This window comes from Streptomyces specialis (genome assembly GCF_001493375.1).
Lineage (GTDB): Bacteria > Actinomycetota > Actinomycetes > Streptomycetales > Streptomycetaceae > Streptomyces > Streptomyces specialis.
Map to the genome: position 1 here is coordinate 854,879 of NZ_LN929896.1, position 16,078 is coordinate 870,956.

The 16,078-nt window shown below is 72.6% G+C and carries 16 protein-coding genes and 3 pseudogenes; 9 read left to right on the top strand and 10 right to left on the bottom strand.

Features of this window, described 5'->3' with window-relative positions:
* Positions 1-56 precede the first annotated feature (56 nt).
* Positions 57-272 carry a hypothetical protein gene (locus BN2279_RS22005; protein WP_059012226.1) on the top strand — a complete coding sequence of 72 codons (216 nt, stop codon included), beginning with the start codon at positions 57-59 and terminating at the stop codon, positions 270-272.
* An 11-nt stretch (positions 273-283) separates the two neighbouring features.
* Here BN2279_RS22005 and BN2279_RS22010 read toward each other — a convergent pair whose 3' ends face one another.
* On the bottom strand, positions 284-883 hold the full coding sequence (locus tag BN2279_RS22010) for a DUF4352 domain-containing protein (RefSeq protein WP_059012228.1): 600 nt from the start codon (positions 881-883) through the stop codon (positions 284-286).
* Positions 884-1,106: 223 nt separating this feature from the next.
* Between BN2279_RS22010 and BN2279_RS31235 the strand changes: the two are divergent.
* Positions 1,107-1,193: pseudogene (locus BN2279_RS31235) on the top strand (AsnC family protein); the annotation flags it as partial.
* Positions 1,194-1,234: 41 nt separating this feature from the next.
* Here the strand turns inward: BN2279_RS31235 and BN2279_RS31240 are convergent.
* The gene (locus BN2279_RS31240) at positions 1,235-1,498 is read right to left on the bottom strand and encodes a hypothetical protein (RefSeq protein WP_059012230.1); all 264 of its coding nucleotides are present in this window, start codon (positions 1,496-1,498) and stop codon (positions 1,235-1,237) included.
* Here BN2279_RS31240 and BN2279_RS31245 point away from each other — a divergent pair.
* Positions 1,401-1,991, top strand: a pseudogene (locus BN2279_RS31245) (Lrp/AsnC family transcriptional regulator); the annotation flags it as partial. The gene BN2279_RS31240 and the pseudogene BN2279_RS31245 overlap by 98 nt on opposite strands.
* 120 nt (positions 1,992-2,111) lie before the next feature.
* Here BN2279_RS31245 and BN2279_RS22025 read toward each other — a convergent pair.
* Both BN2279_RS22025 and BN2279_RS22030 read right to left on the bottom strand, forming a co-directional pair.
* Positions 2,112-3,512, bottom strand: coding sequence for a GntP family permease (locus BN2279_RS22025; protein ID WP_059012233.1), 1,401 nt, complete (start codon positions 3,510-3,512; stop codon positions 2,112-2,114).
* 45 nt (positions 3,513-3,557) lie between these two features.
* A complete protein-coding gene (locus tag BN2279_RS22030; RefSeq protein WP_059012235.1) occupies positions 3,558-4,079 on the bottom strand; it encodes a gluconokinase in 522 nt (173 codons plus the stop codon).
* 160 nt (positions 4,080-4,239) lie between these two features.
* Here BN2279_RS22030 and BN2279_RS22035 point away from each other — a divergent pair, with 160 nt between their 5' ends.
* The 4 genes from BN2279_RS22035 to BN2279_RS22050 all read left to right on the top strand — a co-directional run bounded on the left by BN2279_RS22035 (position 4,240) and on the right by BN2279_RS22050 (position 7,342).
* A complete protein-coding gene (locus BN2279_RS22035) occupies positions 4,240-4,929 on the top strand; it encodes a FadR/GntR family transcriptional regulator (RefSeq protein WP_059012237.1) in 690 nt (229 codons plus the stop codon).
* A 237-nt stretch (positions 4,930-5,166) separates the two neighbouring features.
* Complete coding sequence (locus BN2279_RS22040) at positions 5,167-5,658, top strand: NUDIX domain-containing protein (protein ID WP_059012238.1); 492 nt, start codon at positions 5,167-5,169, stop codon at positions 5,656-5,658.
* Positions 5,659-5,951: 293 nt separating this feature from the next.
* Positions 5,952-6,365 carry an ATP-binding protein gene (locus tag BN2279_RS22045; protein ID WP_059012240.1) on the top strand — a complete coding sequence of 138 codons (414 nt, stop codon included), beginning with the start codon at positions 5,952-5,954 and terminating at the stop codon, positions 6,363-6,365.
* A gap of 38 nt (positions 6,366-6,403) precedes the next feature.
* Positions 6,404-7,342, top strand: coding sequence for an RNA polymerase sigma factor SigF (locus BN2279_RS22050; protein ID WP_059012669.1), 939 nt, complete (start codon positions 6,404-6,406; stop codon positions 7,340-7,342).
* A 20-nt stretch (positions 7,343-7,362) separates the two neighbouring features.
* On the opposite strand, the gene BN2279_RS22055 is transcribed toward BN2279_RS22050, so the two are convergent.
* A complete protein-coding gene (locus tag BN2279_RS22055; protein ID WP_059012242.1) occupies positions 7,363-7,794 on the bottom strand; it encodes a hypothetical protein in 432 nt (143 codons plus the stop codon).
* Between the two features lie 251 nt (positions 7,795-8,045).
* On the opposite strand from BN2279_RS22055, the gene BN2279_RS22060 reads away from it, so the two are divergent.
* Positions 8,046-9,014, top strand: coding sequence for a diacylglycerol/lipid kinase family protein (locus tag BN2279_RS22060; protein ID WP_059012244.1), 969 nt, complete (start codon positions 8,046-8,048; stop codon positions 9,012-9,014).
* 335 nt (positions 9,015-9,349) lie between these two features.
* The gene (locus tag BN2279_RS22065) at positions 9,350-9,607 is read left to right on the top strand and encodes a WhiB family transcriptional regulator (protein ID WP_059012246.1); all 258 of its coding nucleotides are present in this window, start codon (positions 9,350-9,352) and stop codon (positions 9,605-9,607) included.
* 133 nt (positions 9,608-9,740) lie between these two features.
* On the opposite strand, the gene BN2279_RS22070 is transcribed toward BN2279_RS22065, so the two are convergent.
* From BN2279_RS22070 to BN2279_RS22090, 5 genes and pseudogenes are all read right to left on the bottom strand, one after another.
* Positions 9,741-11,225 carry a sensor histidine kinase gene (locus BN2279_RS22070; protein WP_059012247.1) on the bottom strand — a complete coding sequence of 495 codons (1,485 nt, stop codon included), beginning with the start codon at positions 11,223-11,225 and terminating at the stop codon, positions 9,741-9,743.
* A 339-nt stretch (positions 11,226-11,564) separates the two neighbouring features.
* Positions 11,565-12,617 carry an SIS domain-containing protein gene (locus BN2279_RS22075; RefSeq protein WP_059012249.1) on the bottom strand — a complete coding sequence of 351 codons (1,053 nt, stop codon included), beginning with the start codon at positions 12,615-12,617 and terminating at the stop codon, positions 11,565-11,567.
* A 23-nt stretch (positions 12,618-12,640) separates the two neighbouring features.
* Positions 12,641-14,228, bottom strand: a pseudogene (locus tag BN2279_RS22080) (glycoside hydrolase family 3 protein).
* 9 nt (positions 14,229-14,237) lie between these two features.
* A complete protein-coding gene (locus BN2279_RS22085) occupies positions 14,238-15,065 on the bottom strand; it encodes a carbohydrate ABC transporter permease (RefSeq protein ID WP_059012251.1) in 828 nt (275 codons plus the stop codon).
* On the bottom strand, positions 15,065-16,042 hold the full coding sequence (locus BN2279_RS22090; protein ID WP_059012253.1) for a carbohydrate ABC transporter permease: 978 nt from the start codon (positions 16,040-16,042) through the stop codon (positions 15,065-15,067). The genes BN2279_RS22085 and BN2279_RS22090 overlap by 1 nt, the downstream gene beginning before the upstream one ends.
* Positions 16,043-16,078: the final 36 nt, after the last annotated feature.

Here is a 16,078-nt window from a genome sequence, read left to right on the forward strand (position 1 = left end):
GGTCACGGGACGGATACTGGACGGGGACGACGTCGCGCGGGAGGGGACGGACCCACATGACCGATCCAGAGACGGCACGGGTGCGGGTGCTGCTGCTCTTCGGGGACCGGGCGGAGATCGTGGCCGACGCGCCGGATCCGATCGAGCCCGTCTGGTACCCCGCCGGCGAGATCGCCGCCGCCGTGGGGGTGTCCCCGGCGGAGCTGCCGGGGATGCGGCTGCTCGCGGACGTCGGCCCGCGCGACCGGCTCAGCGGCTGGCGGCGGGCCTGACGCGGCGGTGCCTACGGGATGGCGGTGAGCCAGCGGGCCGTGTCGATGTCGGCGAACCAGGAGCCGACGATCACCACGTCACTGCCGTGGGCGGCGGTGTCCAGGCTCCACGCCTGCACCGCCTCCTCGGTGTCGCCCGGCGCCAGCGTGCCGGTGAGGAACCCGGCGCCCGCGACGCTCGCGGTCGAGGCGGGCGTCCCGTCCGGGGTCTCGGCGGTGAAGCGGAGGTCCGCCAGATCGGCCGGCGCGGAGCCCTCGTTGACGATGGTGACGTCCACGGTGAACGCCGTCTCGCCCTCGACCAGGAAGTCCGCCGGGTCGGTGCCGGTGTACCGGGACGCCGGGCCGACCGTGACGGTCAGGCCCTGCTCCTCCCAGGTGTAGGACTGGCCCGGGGTCAGCTCGGTGGTCCCCGGGCCCTCGGGCTCGTCGCCGGGACCGTCGGTGCCGGCGTCGTCGTCGGCGTCGAATCCGCCGCTGCTGCTGCTCCCGGAATCGTCGTCGTCGCCGATCCGGCTCCGCTTCTTGCCCCCGCCGTCGCCGCAGGCGCTGACGGTGAGCGCGGCGGCCAGAACGGCGGCGACGGTGGCGGTCACGGCACGGAAACGCATGGATGTCCCCCTCAAGTGCTGATCTTCGGGGAGGAGTTTGCCCGGCGGGACCGGTGACACGGGAGATCGGCGGCGCCTTCGTGACGTGCCTGTGCCGTGCACCGGAGCCGCCCGCCGCCGCCACCGCCGGGCCGCCGCGCGCGGAACCCGGCCGGGCCCGGCGTTCCGCGTTCCGCCCTCCTCGGCGCGTACGGTGCCGGAATCCGACGGAGAAGAGGACAGGGTGGGGGAATCCCACGCGTTCGACGAGCTGGACCACGCGCTGCTGCACGCGCTGGAGATCGACGGCCGGGCGCCGTTCAGCCGGATCGGCGCCGTGCTGGGCGTCTCCGACCAGACCGTCGCCCGCCGCTACCGGCGGCTGCGCGCCCACGGCGGCCTGCGGGTGGTCGCGGTCCGCGACGAGGACGGGCCGGGCCAGGACCGGTGGGCGCTGCGGCTGCGCTGCGCGCCCGACGCGGCGGACGCCGTCGCGGGGGCGCTGGCCCGCCGTCCCGACACGTCGTGGATCGGGCTGCTGTCGGGCGGGACGGAGGTCAGCTGCACGGTCGGGCCGCGCGGGCCCGGCAGGTACGAGGAGCCGGTGCTCGGCAAGCTGCCGTGTACGCCCGGCATCGTGGAGATCCGGGCGCACCAGATCCTGCACCGCTACTTCGGCGGCCCGCGGGGCTGGCTGATCAGGAGCGGCACGCTGACCGCCGGGCAGATGGCGGCGCTTCGCCCCGGGCCGCCGCCGCCCAGGGCGCGGGCCCGCCTGGAGCCCGGGGACGAGCCGCTGGTGACGGCGCTGGAACGGGACGGCCGGGCGACGTTCGCCGAGCTGGAACGGGCCACGGGCCAGTCGGGGTCGGCCGTGCGCCGCCGCCTCGGTCAGCTCCTCGACTCCGGCGCGCTCCTCATCGACGCGCGGTTCGACGTGACGGCGGTGCTCGGTCACCGGGCCCGTTTCCTGCTGTGGATCACCGCCGCGCCCGCCGCCCTCGACGCGGTCGGCCGCGCGCTGGCCGGGCACCCGGAGGTCACGAGCGCCTGGGCGACGGCCGGGCCGTCGAACCTGTTCGCCACCATCATCTGCCGCGACACCGCCGGGATGTACGCCTACCTCAGCGGACGGCTCGGCCGCCTGGACGGCGTGCTGCACGTCGAGAGCGCGCCGGTGCTCCGCCAGGTCGAGCGGCTCACCACGGCGCACGCCCGCCGCGCCGAGCGCCCGGCGCCCGGCGCCCGGCTAGACGACGAGGGACAGCAGCAGGACGAGCGACACGGCGACGACCGAGATCACGCTCTCCATCACCGACCACGTCTTGATCGTCTGGCCCACGGTCATCCCGAAGTACTCCTTCACCAGCCAGAACCCGGCGTCGTTGACATGGCTGAAGAAGAGCGAACCGGCGCCGATCGCCAGGACCAGCAAGGCCGTGTGGGTGGTGGACATGTCGGCCGCGAGAGGGGCCACCAGACCGGCGGCGGAGATCGTGGCGACGGTGGCGGAGCCGGTGGCCAGGCGGATGGCGACCGCGATCAGCCAGCCCAGCAGCAGCGCCGGGATCGACCAGTCCTCGGACAGGTCGAGGATCATGTTCCCGACGCCCGCGTCGATCAGCGTCTGCTTGAACCCGCCGCCCGCGCCGACGATCAGCAGGACACCCGCGATGGGGGCCAGCGAGCGTTCGACCGTGGCCGAGAGGCGCTCGCGGGTGAAGCCGGCCGCCCGGCCGAGGGTGACCATGCCGACGAGCACCGCCGCCAGCAGCGCGACCAGCGGCGCGCCGATCACGGCCGTGATCCGCTGGATCCGCGCCTCGGGGTCGTCCACGACGATCTCCACCAGCGCGTGGGAGAGCATCAGCACCACGGGCAGCAGCACGGTGGCCACGGTCGCGCCGAAGCCCGGGCGGGTCTCCAGCTCCTCGGACGGGCGCTGCGGGACGAGACGTTCCGGCACCGGCACGTCGACCCAGCGGGCGGCGAAACGGGAGAAGACCGGCCCGGCGATGACGACCGTCGGGACGGCGATCAGCACGCCGAGGGCGAGGGTGACGCCGAGGTTGGCGTCCACGGCGTCGATCGCCGCCAGCGGCCCGGGGTGCGGCGGGACCAGCCCGTGCATCACGGACAGCCCGGCCAGGGCGGGGGCGCCGATGCGCATCAGCGAGTAGTCGCCGCGCTTGGCGACGAGCAGCACCACGGGGATCAGCAGCACGATGCCGACCTCGAAGAAGAGCGGCAGCCCGATGATGCTGGCGATCAGCACCATCGCCCACGGCATCGCCCGGCCGCCCGCTCGGTCGAGGATGGTGTCGACGATCTGGTCGGCGCCGCCGGAGTCGGCGAGCAGCTTGCCGAGGATCGCGCCGAGCGCGATGAGCACGCCGACGCCCGCGACCGTCGAACCGAGACCGGTCGTGAAGCTGGTGATCACCTTGTCCAGCGGCGCCCCGGCGAACGCGCCCAGCGCGAGCGAGCCGATCGTCAGCGCGAGGAACGCGTGCGTCCGCAGCTTGGTGATGAGCAGGACGATGACGGCGATGCCCGCCAGGACAGCGATGCCGAGGCGGGCGTCACCGGCGGAGGTGATCGGCTCGACGGCGTTCGCCGCCAGGGTCTCGACGCTGAGACGACTGTTCATGGTGCGGTGGTCCTCGGGTCTACGTGATCGGCGGGATCGTCCGGATCAGGGGGAACGGGGGTGCGACGCGGCGCGGACGGCGGTGAGCGCGTGGTCGGCGGTCGCCTCCGGCGGGCCGGAGACGTCGATGTCCGCGCCGGCCTCGTCAGGGCCGAGCGGTTCCAGGGCGGCGAGCTGGGAGTCCAGCAGTGACGGCGGCATGTAGTGGCCCTTGCGCTCCACCATGCGGGCGTGGATCAGGTCCCGGTCGCCGGTGAGGTGGAGGAAGAACATCCCGGGCGCGGCGGCGCGCAGCCGGTCGCGGTAGACCCGTTTGAGCGCCGAGCAGCTCACCACGCCGCCCTGCCCCGCCCGGGCGGCGGCCCAGTGCCCGATGGCGTCCAGCCACGGCCACCGGTCGGCGTCGTCCAGCGGGACACCGCCGGACATCTTGGCGACGTTGGCGGGCGAGTGGAAGTCGTCGCCCTCGGCGAACGGGACGCCGAGCGCGGCGGCGAGCCGCACCCCGATCGTGGTCTTCCCGGTCCCCGTCACTCCCATGACCACGACCACCGGCGGATGTGCCATGACGCGTACACCTCGCTGTCCTCGTCGACCGCTTCCGATCCGTGGCTCTCTCTTCTGCCCGTCACCTCACTGAAACCGATGAGGTACGACTTGTTCAAGAGCCTGTGACCAATAAGTAGTACTTTTTAGCGGGGCCGGGAGGGTGCGTAGGCTGTGCCCCATGAGCGGACAGCACGCCCGCGTGCTGGACACCCTCGGTCCCGCGATCACGGCCGGCGAGTACCCCCCTGGCAGCGTGCTGCGCACCGAGGAGCTGGCCCGGCGGCACGAGGTCTCGCGCACGGTCGTCCGCGAGGTGATCCGGGTGCTGGAGTCGATGCGCCTGGTGGAGTCCCGCCGCCGCGTCGGCGTCACGGTGCTCCCGGCCGAGGAGTGGAACGTCTACGACCCGCGCGTCATCCGCTGGCGCCTCTCCGGCGCCGACCGGCCGCGGCAGTTGCGGTCGCTCACGGTCCTGCGGTCGGCCGTCGAACCGGTGGCGGCCGGTCTCGCCGCCCGCAACGCGACACCCGAGCAGTGCGCGGAGCTGACCGAGCACGCCCTCGGCATGGTCGCCACCTCGCGGGGCGGGCAGTTGGAGGCGTATCTCGTGCACGACGTGGCGTTCCACCGCGTGGTGCTGCGGGCGTCGGGGAACGAGATGTTCACGCCGATAGGGGACGTGGTCGCCGCCGTGCTGGCCGGCCGGACGCGGCACCACGTGATGTTCGAGGACCCCGACCCGGCCGCCGTCACCCTCCACGTCCGGGTCGCCGAAGCCATCCGCGCCGGCGACGCGGCCCGCGCCGAATCCCTGACCCGCGACATCACCCTCGGCGCCCTGCGCGAACTGGACGTCCTGGCGCCCTGAGCCGGCCTTCGCCGAACCCCTGGTACGGCACGCCGCCGCGCACAGCCCGGGTCACCTGCTCAGGTTCGCGGTGGGTTCCGGGGAAACCCCCTCCGGGGAAAGGGATGTGACCGGCTCTCAGCGCGCCGCGCCACATCCGGTGACCCGGAGCGGATCTCACCCCGCCGCCAGGATGCGGCGGGGGCTTCCTCTTTTACGCGCGTGCCCTTCTGCCGGGGCGGCGCCTAGGGTTGCCGCATGTCCACCGTGTCCGGCGAGGCCGTGCCGCCCGCCATCGCGTCCATGACCCTGCTCGTCGCGGCGGTCGTCGTGCACGACCGGGAGACGGACCGCGTCGTGCTTCTCCAGCGTGGCCCGCGGGCCAAGTTCGGGCAGGGCCTGTGGGATCTGCCCGTCGGCAAGTGCGATCCGGGCGAGCCGGTGACGGCCGCGGCGGTCCGCGAGCTGAGGGAGGAGACCGGGCTGCTGACCGATCCGGCCGATCTGCGGCTGGCGCACGTGGTCCACGCGGCGCACGGCGTCGAGTCGCCGAACGGGTTCCTGACCGTCGTCTTCGTGACCCACCGGTGGAGCGGGACGCTGGTCAACGCCGAGCCGCACAAGCACTCCCGGGTGGCCTGGGTGGGAACGGACGAGATCCCCGAGCGGATCGTGCTCTCGGCCGACCGCGTCATCCGGCACTGCCTCGGCGGCGGCGAGCCCGGGATCACCCTGCACGGCTGGCCCTGACCGGGCCGCACCCGCCGCCCGGGCCAGTACGATCGGCGATCACGGCCGGCCCCGGACGTGGGACCGGCCCGCAACACCAGGGACAATCAGCGGAATTGACGCTTCCGGCCCGGCCACAGTCAGCACTGGATGCGTTACGATGAGTAATACCGCCGAGGTGGTCAGGATGATCGGCCCCCTGAGACGCAGGCGACAGGGCGCCATGGATCGCGATAGCGTCGCAGGGCGCGCCGGACCACCGAAGGCGGTGCCGGGAGCGCGCTCAACGGTTGAGAGTCTCTGTGGAGGTGAGGGTGTCCCCAATCCCAGGTGAGCCCGGATCGCAGGACTTCGTGGAAGTCCGGCTGCCGGCGGCGGGTGCCTATCTGTCGGTTCTGCGCACGGCCACGGCCGGGCTCGCGGCCCGGCTGGACTTCACCCTCGACGAGATCGAGGATCTCCGCATCGCGGTCGACGAAGCCTGCGCCATCCTGCTTCAGCAGGCGATTCCCGGCAGTGTGCTCGACTGCGTCTTCACCCTGGTCGGGGACTCCCTGCGGGTCACGGTGTCGGCACCCACCACGGAGGGGCACGCGCCCGAGCGGGACACCTTCGCCTGGACGGTTCTGACGGCGCTCGCGGGCGAGGTCGAGTCGGCGGTCGGTGAGGACAAGACGGTCAGCATCAGCCTGCACAAGAAGCGCGGCGCCGCCCCCGGAGCGCCGTGACCGGCGCGCAGGGGCCGCCAGGGGACGAGGGGGCCGAGGTGAACGAAGTGGATCAGACGGCGGCGACGGCCGGGCGGGACTTGACCGGCGCTGCCATCCCAGGACAGACGGAGCGGTCAGGACCGACCGAGCGCTCAGGACCGACGGAACGCCCGGAACAGACCGAGCGCTCAGGGCAGACCGAGCCCGCGCGGCCGGCGCGGCGGCGCTCGCCCTCCGAGGCGCACGACAGGAGCGCGGCGCGCGACCTGTTCATCGAGCTGCGCAAGCTGCCCGACGGCTCCCCGGAGCGCGCCGAGTTGCGCAACCGGCTGGTCAGGATGCACCTGCCGCTGGTGGAGCACCTGGCCCGGCGCTTCAGGAACCGCGGGGAGCCGCTGGACGACCTCACCCAGGTCGCCACGATCGGGCTGATCAAGTCCGTGGACCGGTTCGACCCGGACCGCGGTGTGGAGTTCTCCACCTACGCCACCCCGACCGTCGTCGGCGAGATCAAGCGGCACTTCCGCGACAAGGGCTGGGCGGTGCGGGTGCCGCGCCGCCTCCAGGAGCTGCGGCTGTCGCTGAGCCAGGCGACCGCCGAGCTGTCCCAGCAGCACGGCCGCGCGCCCACGGTCCACGAGCTGGCCGAGCGGCTGAGCATCTCGGAAGAGGACGTGCTGGAGGGCCTGGAGTCGGCGAACGCGTACAGCACGCTGTCGCTGGACGTGCCGGACACCGACGACGAGTCCCCGGCGGTGGCGGACACCCTCGGCGCGGAGGACGACGCCCTGGAGGGCGTGGAGTACCGGGAGTCGCTCAAGCCGCTGCTGGAGGAGCTGCCGCCGCGCGAGAAGAAGATCCTGCTGCTGCGCTTCTTCGGGAACATGACCCAGTCGCAGATCGCGCAGGAGGTCGGCATCTCGCAGATGCACGTCTCCCGGCTGCTGGCCCGCACGCTGGCCCAGTTGCGCGAGAAGCTGCTGGTCGAGGAGTAGCCCGGGCGGGGCGCGGAACCTCACGCCTCCCGGGGGCCGATGCCGAGGGCCTCGGTCGCCGTGGGGTTCATCAGGCATGCCAGCACCGCGAGCGCGGACGCCGCCAGGGCGACCGCGGCCAGCGGCCACAGGCCGCCGCTGCCCAGCAGGGTGAAGGCGATGGGCAGCGCGAGAAGCTGCATGATCACGGCCGGGCCCCGGCTCCAGCGCCGCAGCAGCCACAGCCCGCGGCCGGCGGCCAGCGGCAGCGCGGCCAGGGCGAGCAGCGTGAGCGCGCCCGTCACGGCCTGGGCGCGGTCCTCCGGGTCGCCGGTGACGGCGTCGGCGAGCATCGCGAGGCCGAGCGCGGCGAGCACCAGCCCCTGCGCGGCGTTCAGCGCGGCGGCCACGCTCACTCTGCGCGGGCGCTCGGGGACGGACCGTCCGCTCTCTTCGGCGCTGTTTTCGCTCACCCGGCAAGCGTATCCCCCACCGGCCGCCCCACCCCCCCCCCCCCCCGGGCCCCCCCCCCCCCCCCCCCCCCCGCCCCCCCCCCCCCCCGCCCCGCCCCCCCCCCCGCCCCCGCCCCCCCGCCGCCCCCCCCCCCGCGCCCCCCCGCCCACCGCCCCCCCCCCCGCGGGGGGCGGCGACCCGGCGGCGTCGGCGGCGTACTAGGTGGATAAGAGAGCGCCACCCCCGCCCTGGCCTGGGTACTCTGCCTTTCATGCGCGCACTCCTCGTGGTCAACCCGGTCGCCACCACCACCAGTGCGCGGACCCGTGACGTTCTCACCCACGCGCTCGCCAGTGATCTGAAGCTGGAGGTGGCGGAGACGGAGTACCGGGGGCACGCCAGGGAGCTGGCCCGGCAGGCCGCCGAGCAGGGGACCGCGGACGTGGTCATCGCCCTCGGCGGCGACGGCACGGTGAACGAGGTGGTCAACGGGCTGCTCCACCACGGGCCCGACGACGGGGACCTGCCGCGCCTGGCGGTGGTCCCGGGCGGCTCCACCAACGTCTTCGCCCGCGCGCTCGGTTACCCCAACCACGCGGTGGAGGCCACCGGGGCGCTGCTGTCCGCGCTGCACGCCGGCTCCGAGCGGGCGATCGGCCTGGGCCTGGCCACCGGGACGCCGGGTACCGCGGACGCGGAGGCGCCGGCCCGCTGGTTCACGTTCTGCGCGGGGTACGGCTTCGACGCGGGAGTGGTGGGCCGGGTCGAATCCCAGCGCGAGCGCGGGAAACGGTCCACGCACTCTCTGTATCTGCGGCAGGCGATGCGGCAGTTCTTCGGGGATCCCCGGCGCACCAAGGGCACGATCTCTTTGATCCGACCGGGCCAGGACCCTGTTGAGAGACTCGCGTTGTCGATAGTGTGCAACACGGCTCCGTGGACGTTCCTGGGCAACCGCCCGGTTTTCGCGGCGCCGCGGGCGTCGTTCGACACCGGGCTGGACGTGCTGGCGCTGTCGCGCCTGTCGTCCGCCGCGCTGACGCGGTACGGGACGCAGTTGTTGCGTTCGTCACCCGAGCGCGGGCCGCACGGCAAGCATGTGGTGTCGCTGCACGACGAATCGGACTTCACCTTGCGATCGCAGGTGCCACTCCCGTTTCAGCTCGACGGGGACCACCTGGGGGTCCGCACAAGCGTCTCGTTCACAGGCGTGCACCGTGCACTGCGTGTGATTGTGTGAGCGGAACGACCAAAAGTCCTTACACTCGAACGTTTAGCGCAGTCTCCACCCGAGGGAAGTAGGGCTGTGAGCTAGGCGACACCGAGGATTCAAAAAAAACTTTCTGGAAGGGGTTGTGCCGACGCCCGAGGTTTGCGAACCTCTTCATGGCGATCGGGACGGCCGAAGCATCGGCCCCCTTGAGAGCCCGAATCCACTTCTCCACTCTGCGGGTCCGCAGCGCGAGGGTCTCCTTTTGAAGACGCTTGAGTAACGGCTCGTATTTGTGGGGGGATTCGTGAAAGCGTTCACATTCACAAGCAATGTAACTGCAACGTGCAGGAGATGGAGCAGACATGGACTGGCGTCACAGCGCCGTTTGCCGCGAGGAGGACCCCGAGCTCTTCTTCCCCATCGGCAACACCGGTCCTGCGCTGCTGCAGATCGAGGAAGCCAAGGCCGTCTGTCGCCGCTGCCCCGTCATGGAGCAGTGCCTGCAGTGGGCCCTGGAGTCCGGCCAGGACTCCGGTGTCTGGGGCGGAATGAGCGAGGACGAGCGCCGCGCCATGAAGCGTCGCGCCGCTCGCAACCGGGCGCGCAAGGCGAGCGCCTGACCCCCATTTGCTGCCCCGAGCCGTAGCACGCGCAGCACCCCCGGTGCATATCGCGATTCAGCGATGAGCCCCGTCCCGCGAACCCTGTCATCGCGGGACGGGGTTCACCGCTTTCCGGGCACGGCCGGCGCTCTCAGCTCTTCTGCTGTTCCAGCGGCAGGTCGATCACCACGCGGGTGCCGCCGTCCTCGGCCGCCAGCATGTCGAACCGGCCGCCCAACTCGCCCTCCACCAGCGTCCGGACGATCTGGAGCCCCAGATTGCCGTCGCTGCGCGGGTCGAAACCCTCCGGCAGGCCGCGCCCGTTGTCCTGCACGGTGACCAACAGCCGGTCCGGGTCCTTCCGGTTCTCCGGGCGCTGGGCGCCCACCTCGATCGAGCCCCGCTCCCCCGCCGGGAACGCGTGTTCCAAGGCGTTCTGGAGAACTTCCGTCAGCACCATGGAGAGCGGGGTCGCGGTCTCCGCGTCGAGAATCCCGAACCGTCCGGTGCGGCGCCCGACGCCCCGGCCGTCCGGGGAGAGTTCGCCCACCATGGCGATCACCCGGTCCGCGATCTCGTCGAACTCCACGCGCTCGTCCAGGTTCTGCGAGAGCGTCTCGTGCACGATGGCGATCGAGCCGACCCGGCGGACCGCCTCGTCCAGCGCGGCCCTGGCCCGGCTGTCCCCGGTCGCGCCGATGCGGCGGGACTGGAGGCGCAGCAGGGCGGCCACGGTCTGGAGGTTGTTCTTCACCCGGTGGTGGATCTCCCGGATGGTGGCGTCCTTCGTCATCAACTCCCGCTCGCGGCGCCGCAGCTCGGTGACGTCCCGGAGCAGGATCAGCGAACCGATGCGCTCGCCCCGGGGCTTGAGCGGGATCGCGCGCAACTGGATGACGCAGTCCTGGCCCTCGATCTCCGCCTCCCTGGGGGCGTAACCGCTGGCGAGCTTCACCAGCGACTCGTCCACCGGGCCGCGCGTGGGGGCCAGGTCGGCGGTGGTGGGGCCCAGCGGCAGTCCCACCAGGTCGGTCGCCAGCCCGAGCCGGTGGTACGCGGACAGGGCGTTGGGGCTGGCGTACTGCACCACGCCCTCGGCGTCGAGCCGGATGAAGCCGTCGCCCACCCGGGGCGCCCGGTCCATCCCGACCTGCTGGCCGGGGAACGGGAAGGCGCCGCCGGCGATCATCTGCGCCAGGTCGGCGGCGCTCTGGAGGTAGGTCAGCTCCAGACGGCTGGGGGTGCGCACGGTCAGCAGGTTGGTGTTGCGGGCGATGACGCCGAGCACCCGGCCCTCGCGGCGGACCGGGATGGACTCCACCCGGACCGGCACCTCCTCGCGCCACTCCGGGTCGCCCTCGCGCACGATGCGGCCCTCGTCGAGGGCGACGTCGAGCAGCGGGCGCCGGCCGCGCGGGACGAGGTGGCCCACCATGTCGTCCTGGTACGACGTGGGGCCCGTGTTGGGCCGCATCTGCGCCACCGAGACATAGCGGGTGCCGTCGGAGGTCGGCAGCCAGAGCACCAGGTCCGCGAAGGAGAGATCCGACAGGAGCTGCCACTCGGAGACCAGGAGGTGGAGCCACTCGAGGTCGCTCTCCCCGAGGTCGGTGTGCTGGCGGACGAGGTCGTTCATGGAGGGCACACCCGCGAGCTTACCGGGGGCCAAGGGCAGCGGTCCCGCACTACAAGAGTCGATGACGTAGGGGTAAATACGTCGGGAACCGCGTTCAGAGCATGGACACATCGCGCGGGGCGGGTCCACAATGGAGTGCGCACGCAGGACTTCTGCTCTCCCCGCACTGGAGAGCAGAGCGAGGTCCCGAGACGCTCTCTGCCCTGACGGCGTCCCGGGCCCGCAAATCGCTCCGGGCTGCGGTGCCGAGAGGGTTGAGGGTCCCTCTCCGGCGCCGCGGCCCGTGGGTGCTTCCGGGGCCTTCCGCGTTCCGCGGCCCCCGCCGCCCGAGCGGCCCGCTCAGCGGGTCTCGGTCACCTTCGCCAGCGCCCGTGGCGCGTCCGGGTCCTGGCCCCGCGCGATGGTCACCTCGTGGGCGAGAAGCTGGAGCGGGATGATCTCCAGGATCGGCTGGAGTTCCTCCGGCACGCCGTCGGTGGGCAGCGCGAACCCGGCGGAGGCGGCGGCCACCTCGGCTCGCGGCCCGATCACCACCAGGTCCGCCCCCCGGTCCCGCAGCCGGTCCAGCACCGGCCGCAGCGCCTCGCCGCCGCGACCGCGCGGGACGACGGCGATCACCGGCGAGACGTTGTCCACCATGGCCAGCGGGCCGTGCAGCAGGTCGGCGCCGGAGTACGCCAGGGCCGGGATGTAGCTGGTCTCCATCAGCTTCAGCGCGGCCTCCTTGGCGGTCGGGTAGCCGTAGCCGCGCGAGGTGAGGACCATCCGCCCGGCGAACCGGTAGCGGGCGGCGAGCCGCCCGATCTCCTCCTGGCGGGCGAGGACGGCCTCGGCCAGACCGGGCAGGGCCCGCGCGGCGGGCGCCCCGTCACCGCCGCGCAGGCCCTCGACCAGGAGGTTCAGGGCGAGCAGCTCGGCCGTGTACGTCTTGGTGGCCGGCAGCGCGCGTTCCGGTCCGGCGAGGATGTCGATGTGGAACTCGGCGGTGTGGGCGAGCGGCGAGTCCGCGTTGTTGGTCACGGCCAGGGTGATGGCCCCGGCCCGGCGGGCGGCCGTGGTGGAGGCGACCAGATCGGGCGAGCCGCCGGACTGGCTGACCGCGACGACGAGGCAGTCGGTGAGGTCGGGGGTGGCGCCGTACGCCGTGGTGGTGGACATCGACGTCAGGCCGCACGGTTTGCCGAGCAGGATCTCGATCAGGTACTTGGCGTACAGGGCCGCGTTGTCCGAGGTGCCCCGCGCGGTGAGCAGGACGAAGCGCGGGTTCCTGGCCGCGATCCGCGCGGCGACCTCGCGGACGCGGGGCGCGCCCTCGGTGAGCAGGCGGCGGAGCACCGCGGGCTGCTCGGCCATCTCGCCGGACATCAGGTGTCCCGGCCGTGTGGCGGACATGGTTCGGTGCCTCCTGGGGCCGGTCAGGGCTGGGTGGTGAGCTGTCCGGTGATGACCTCGGCGGCGGCCCGGCCGCAGACCCGCGCGGCGCCGTGGGTCGCGATGTGCAGGCCGCCGGCGGGCGGGGCGTGGGGCACGCCCATCTCGACGACGGTGGCGCCGGGGCGGGCGGTCAGCAGCGCGCGGAGCGCGTCCGCCATCCAGGGGTGGCGGTGGACGTCCCGGACGACGACGACCAGCGGGCGGTCCCCGGCGGTGTCCAGCAGGCGGGCGGTGAGCGCGCCGGTGCCGACGCGTTCGGCGTCGGTCCGGCCGAAGGTGTCGGTGCGGGTGCCGGGCAGCAGGGCGTCCAGTTCGGCGGCGAGGCCCCACGGGGTGGCGGCGCCGGCCGCGTTGTTGGCGGCGGGCGTGAGGACGGCGACGTAGGGCGGGACGGTCAGCGGCTCGTACGGGCGGTTGGGTGAGTGTAGTAAGGTAGACACAGGCTGGCAGCGGGAACGGCGTTTGTGCCTGAATGACGCGGAGCCCGCCGAGAGCTACACGATCGTCTTCGGCGGCAGAGTCAGAGGTGTAAAAGGGACAGCCGGCGGTCCAGCGGGCCAGGGCGCGGACGCGTTCGGCGGCGTCCCCCAGCCGTTCCTCGGGCAGGTGGCCCGTGCGGACGGCGGCGACCAGGGCGTCGCGCAGGCGCAGCACCTCGGCCTCGTCGGAGGGGGTGCCGCCGACGCAGATGGCGTCGGCCCCGGCGGCGACGGCCAGGACGCAGCCGTGGTCCAGGCCGTGGCGGCCGGAGATGGCCCGCATCTCGATGGCGTCGGAGAAGATCAGCCCCTCGAAGCCGAGGCCCCCGGCGCTCTCGGGGGCGCGGAGCAGGCCGGTGAGGACGGCCGGGCTGAGGGTGCCGGGGCGGTCGGGGTCGAGGGCGGGCAGCAGGATGTGGGCGCTCATCACGGACCGGACGCCGGCCGCGACGGCGGCCCGGAACGGCACCAGTTCGCGGGCGCGCAGGGTTTCGAGGTCGACGTCGACGCGGGGCAGCGCCAGGTGGGAGTCGACGCTGGTGTTGCCGTGGCCGGGGAAGTGCTTGACGCAGGCGGCGACGCCCGCGCTCTGGAGGCCCTCGACGTAGGCGACGGTGTGGCGGGCGACCAGCGCCGGGTCGTCGCCGAAGGAGCGGACGCCGATGACGGGGTTGCGCGGGTCGGTGTTGATGTCGGCGGAGGGCGCCCAGTTGAGGGTGACACCGGCCGCCGCGAGCCGCCGGCCGAGCGCGGCGGCGACCGTGCGGGTCAGTTCCGGGTCGTCCACGCTGCCCAGCGCGTGGTTGCCGGGGAACGAGGACCCGCCGTGGACCTCCAGCCGGGTGACGTCGCCGCCCTCCTCGTCGATCGCGATCAGCACGTCGGGGTTGGCCTGGCGCAACTGGGCGGTGAGCCCGGCGAGCTGGTCGGGCGAGACGACGTTCCTGCCGAACAGGCCGACGCCGGTCATGCCGTTCTCCAACTGCCGCAGCAGCCAGACGGGGGCGGTGGTGGTGCCGGTGAACGTGGGCTGGAGGACGGCGAGCGCGTCCCGGGTGAGGGTGTCGGAGGCGTGCGCGGCGGTCGTCATGGGCGGGCGCTATCCCTTCACGGCACCCGCGGCGATGCCGCCGGTGACCCGTCGCTGGAGGATGAGGAAGACGAGGAGCACCGGAACGGTGAACATGGAGGAGGCCGCCATGGTCGCGCCCCAGTCGTTGCCGAAGTTCGTCTGGAACTGGGTGAGCCACAGCGGGAGCGTGGCCTTGTCCGGCGCCTTGTTGAGCACCAGGACCATGGCGTACTCGTTCCACGCCAGGATGAAGCCGAACAGCGAGGTCGCCATCAGGCCGGGGGCGAGCAGCGGGAAGATGACGCGGAGGAACGCCTGGGCGCGGTTGCAGCCGTCGATCATCGCGGACTCCTCCAGTTCCCTGGGCACGGCGGCGATGAAGCCGCGCAGCGTCCAGATGGTGAACGGCAGTGCCATCACGAAGTAGACGAGGGTGAGGAAGCCCAGGCTGTTGAGGGCCTCGGCGTCGCGGGCGTTGAGGTACACGACGATGATGAGGATCTCCCACGGCGCCATCTGGGCCATCATCACGGCCAGGACCATGCCGCGGCGGCCACGGAACCGCATCCGGGCCAGGGCGTAGCTCGCGGCCAGCGCCACGGTGAGGGCCAGCAGGACGGCGCCGACGGTCACCAGCAGGCTGTTGCCGACGAAGGTCCAGAAGAGGTCCACGCCGGTGGCGGTGGAGTAGTGCTCGAAGGTGGGCGTGAAGAGGAAGACCGGATCCTTCGTCAGCACCTCGGAGTTGTCCTTGAACGAGGTGGAGAACATCCAGTACACGGGGAAGAGGAACACCGCGGAGAGCAGCAGCGCCGTTCCGTTGAGCCAGATCCTGCGCGCGGTCGAAGTCTTCATCAACGCTCCTGCTCCTTCTCCTGCTTGAGGATCAGGCGGAAGTAGAAGGACATGGCGATCAGCAGGATGACCAGGGTCAGCACGGAGATCGCGGCGGCCGTGCCGTACTGGTTCTGGCCCATGCCCTCCATGTAGGCCATCACGGGCAGGGTCTCGGACTCGCGGTCCGGGCCGCCGCCGTTCATGGCGTAGATCTGGGTGAACGCCTTGAAGACCCAGATGATCTCCAGGAACGTGGTGATGAGGAAGAACGGGCGCATGATCGGCGCGGTGACGGACCAGAAGATCCGCCAGGAGGACGCGCCGTCCACGCGGGCCGCCTCGTAGATCTCGCCGCTGACGGTGGTCAGGCCGGCGTAGAGGTTGAGGGCGACGAACGGCACGGAGGCCCAGACGATCAGCACGGTGACGATGGCGAGCGTGGAGGTGCCGCTGGCGAACCAGTTGTGCTGGTCGTAGCCGGAGAAACCGAGGCCGCGCATCGCCCAGTTGGCGACGCCGAACTGGGTGTCGAACAGCCACTGGAAGACGGTGGTGCTGGCGATGACGGGCATCGCCCAGGCGGCGACCAGCGCGATGGACAGCAGCAGCCGCATCGGGCGGCCGAGGGCGCCCAGCAGCAGTCCGGTGAGGGTGCCGAGGACCATGATCAGCACCACGTTGACGGCCATGAAGGCGAAGGTCCGCGCGACCGAGTCCCAGAACCGCTGGTCCTCCACCACCGCGCGGTAGTTGTCGAGGCCGGTCCACTCGGTGGTCCGGGAGATGAGCTGGCGGCGGCCGAACTCCTGGAAGGAGATGAGGACGTTGCGGACGAGCGCGTAGCCCAGGACCGCGAGCAGGGCCGCGACCGCCGGGGCGAGCAGCAGGTACGGCACCCAGCCGCCCGGCCGTCCGCGCCGCGCCGGGCGTCCCGGCGGGCCGACGGCCGGCGGGCCGGGCACCCGGGGTGGGGCTTCCTCGAAGGGCACGGTCATGCGGGGTGGTCTCCTCCGGCGGGGAAACGGGGATGC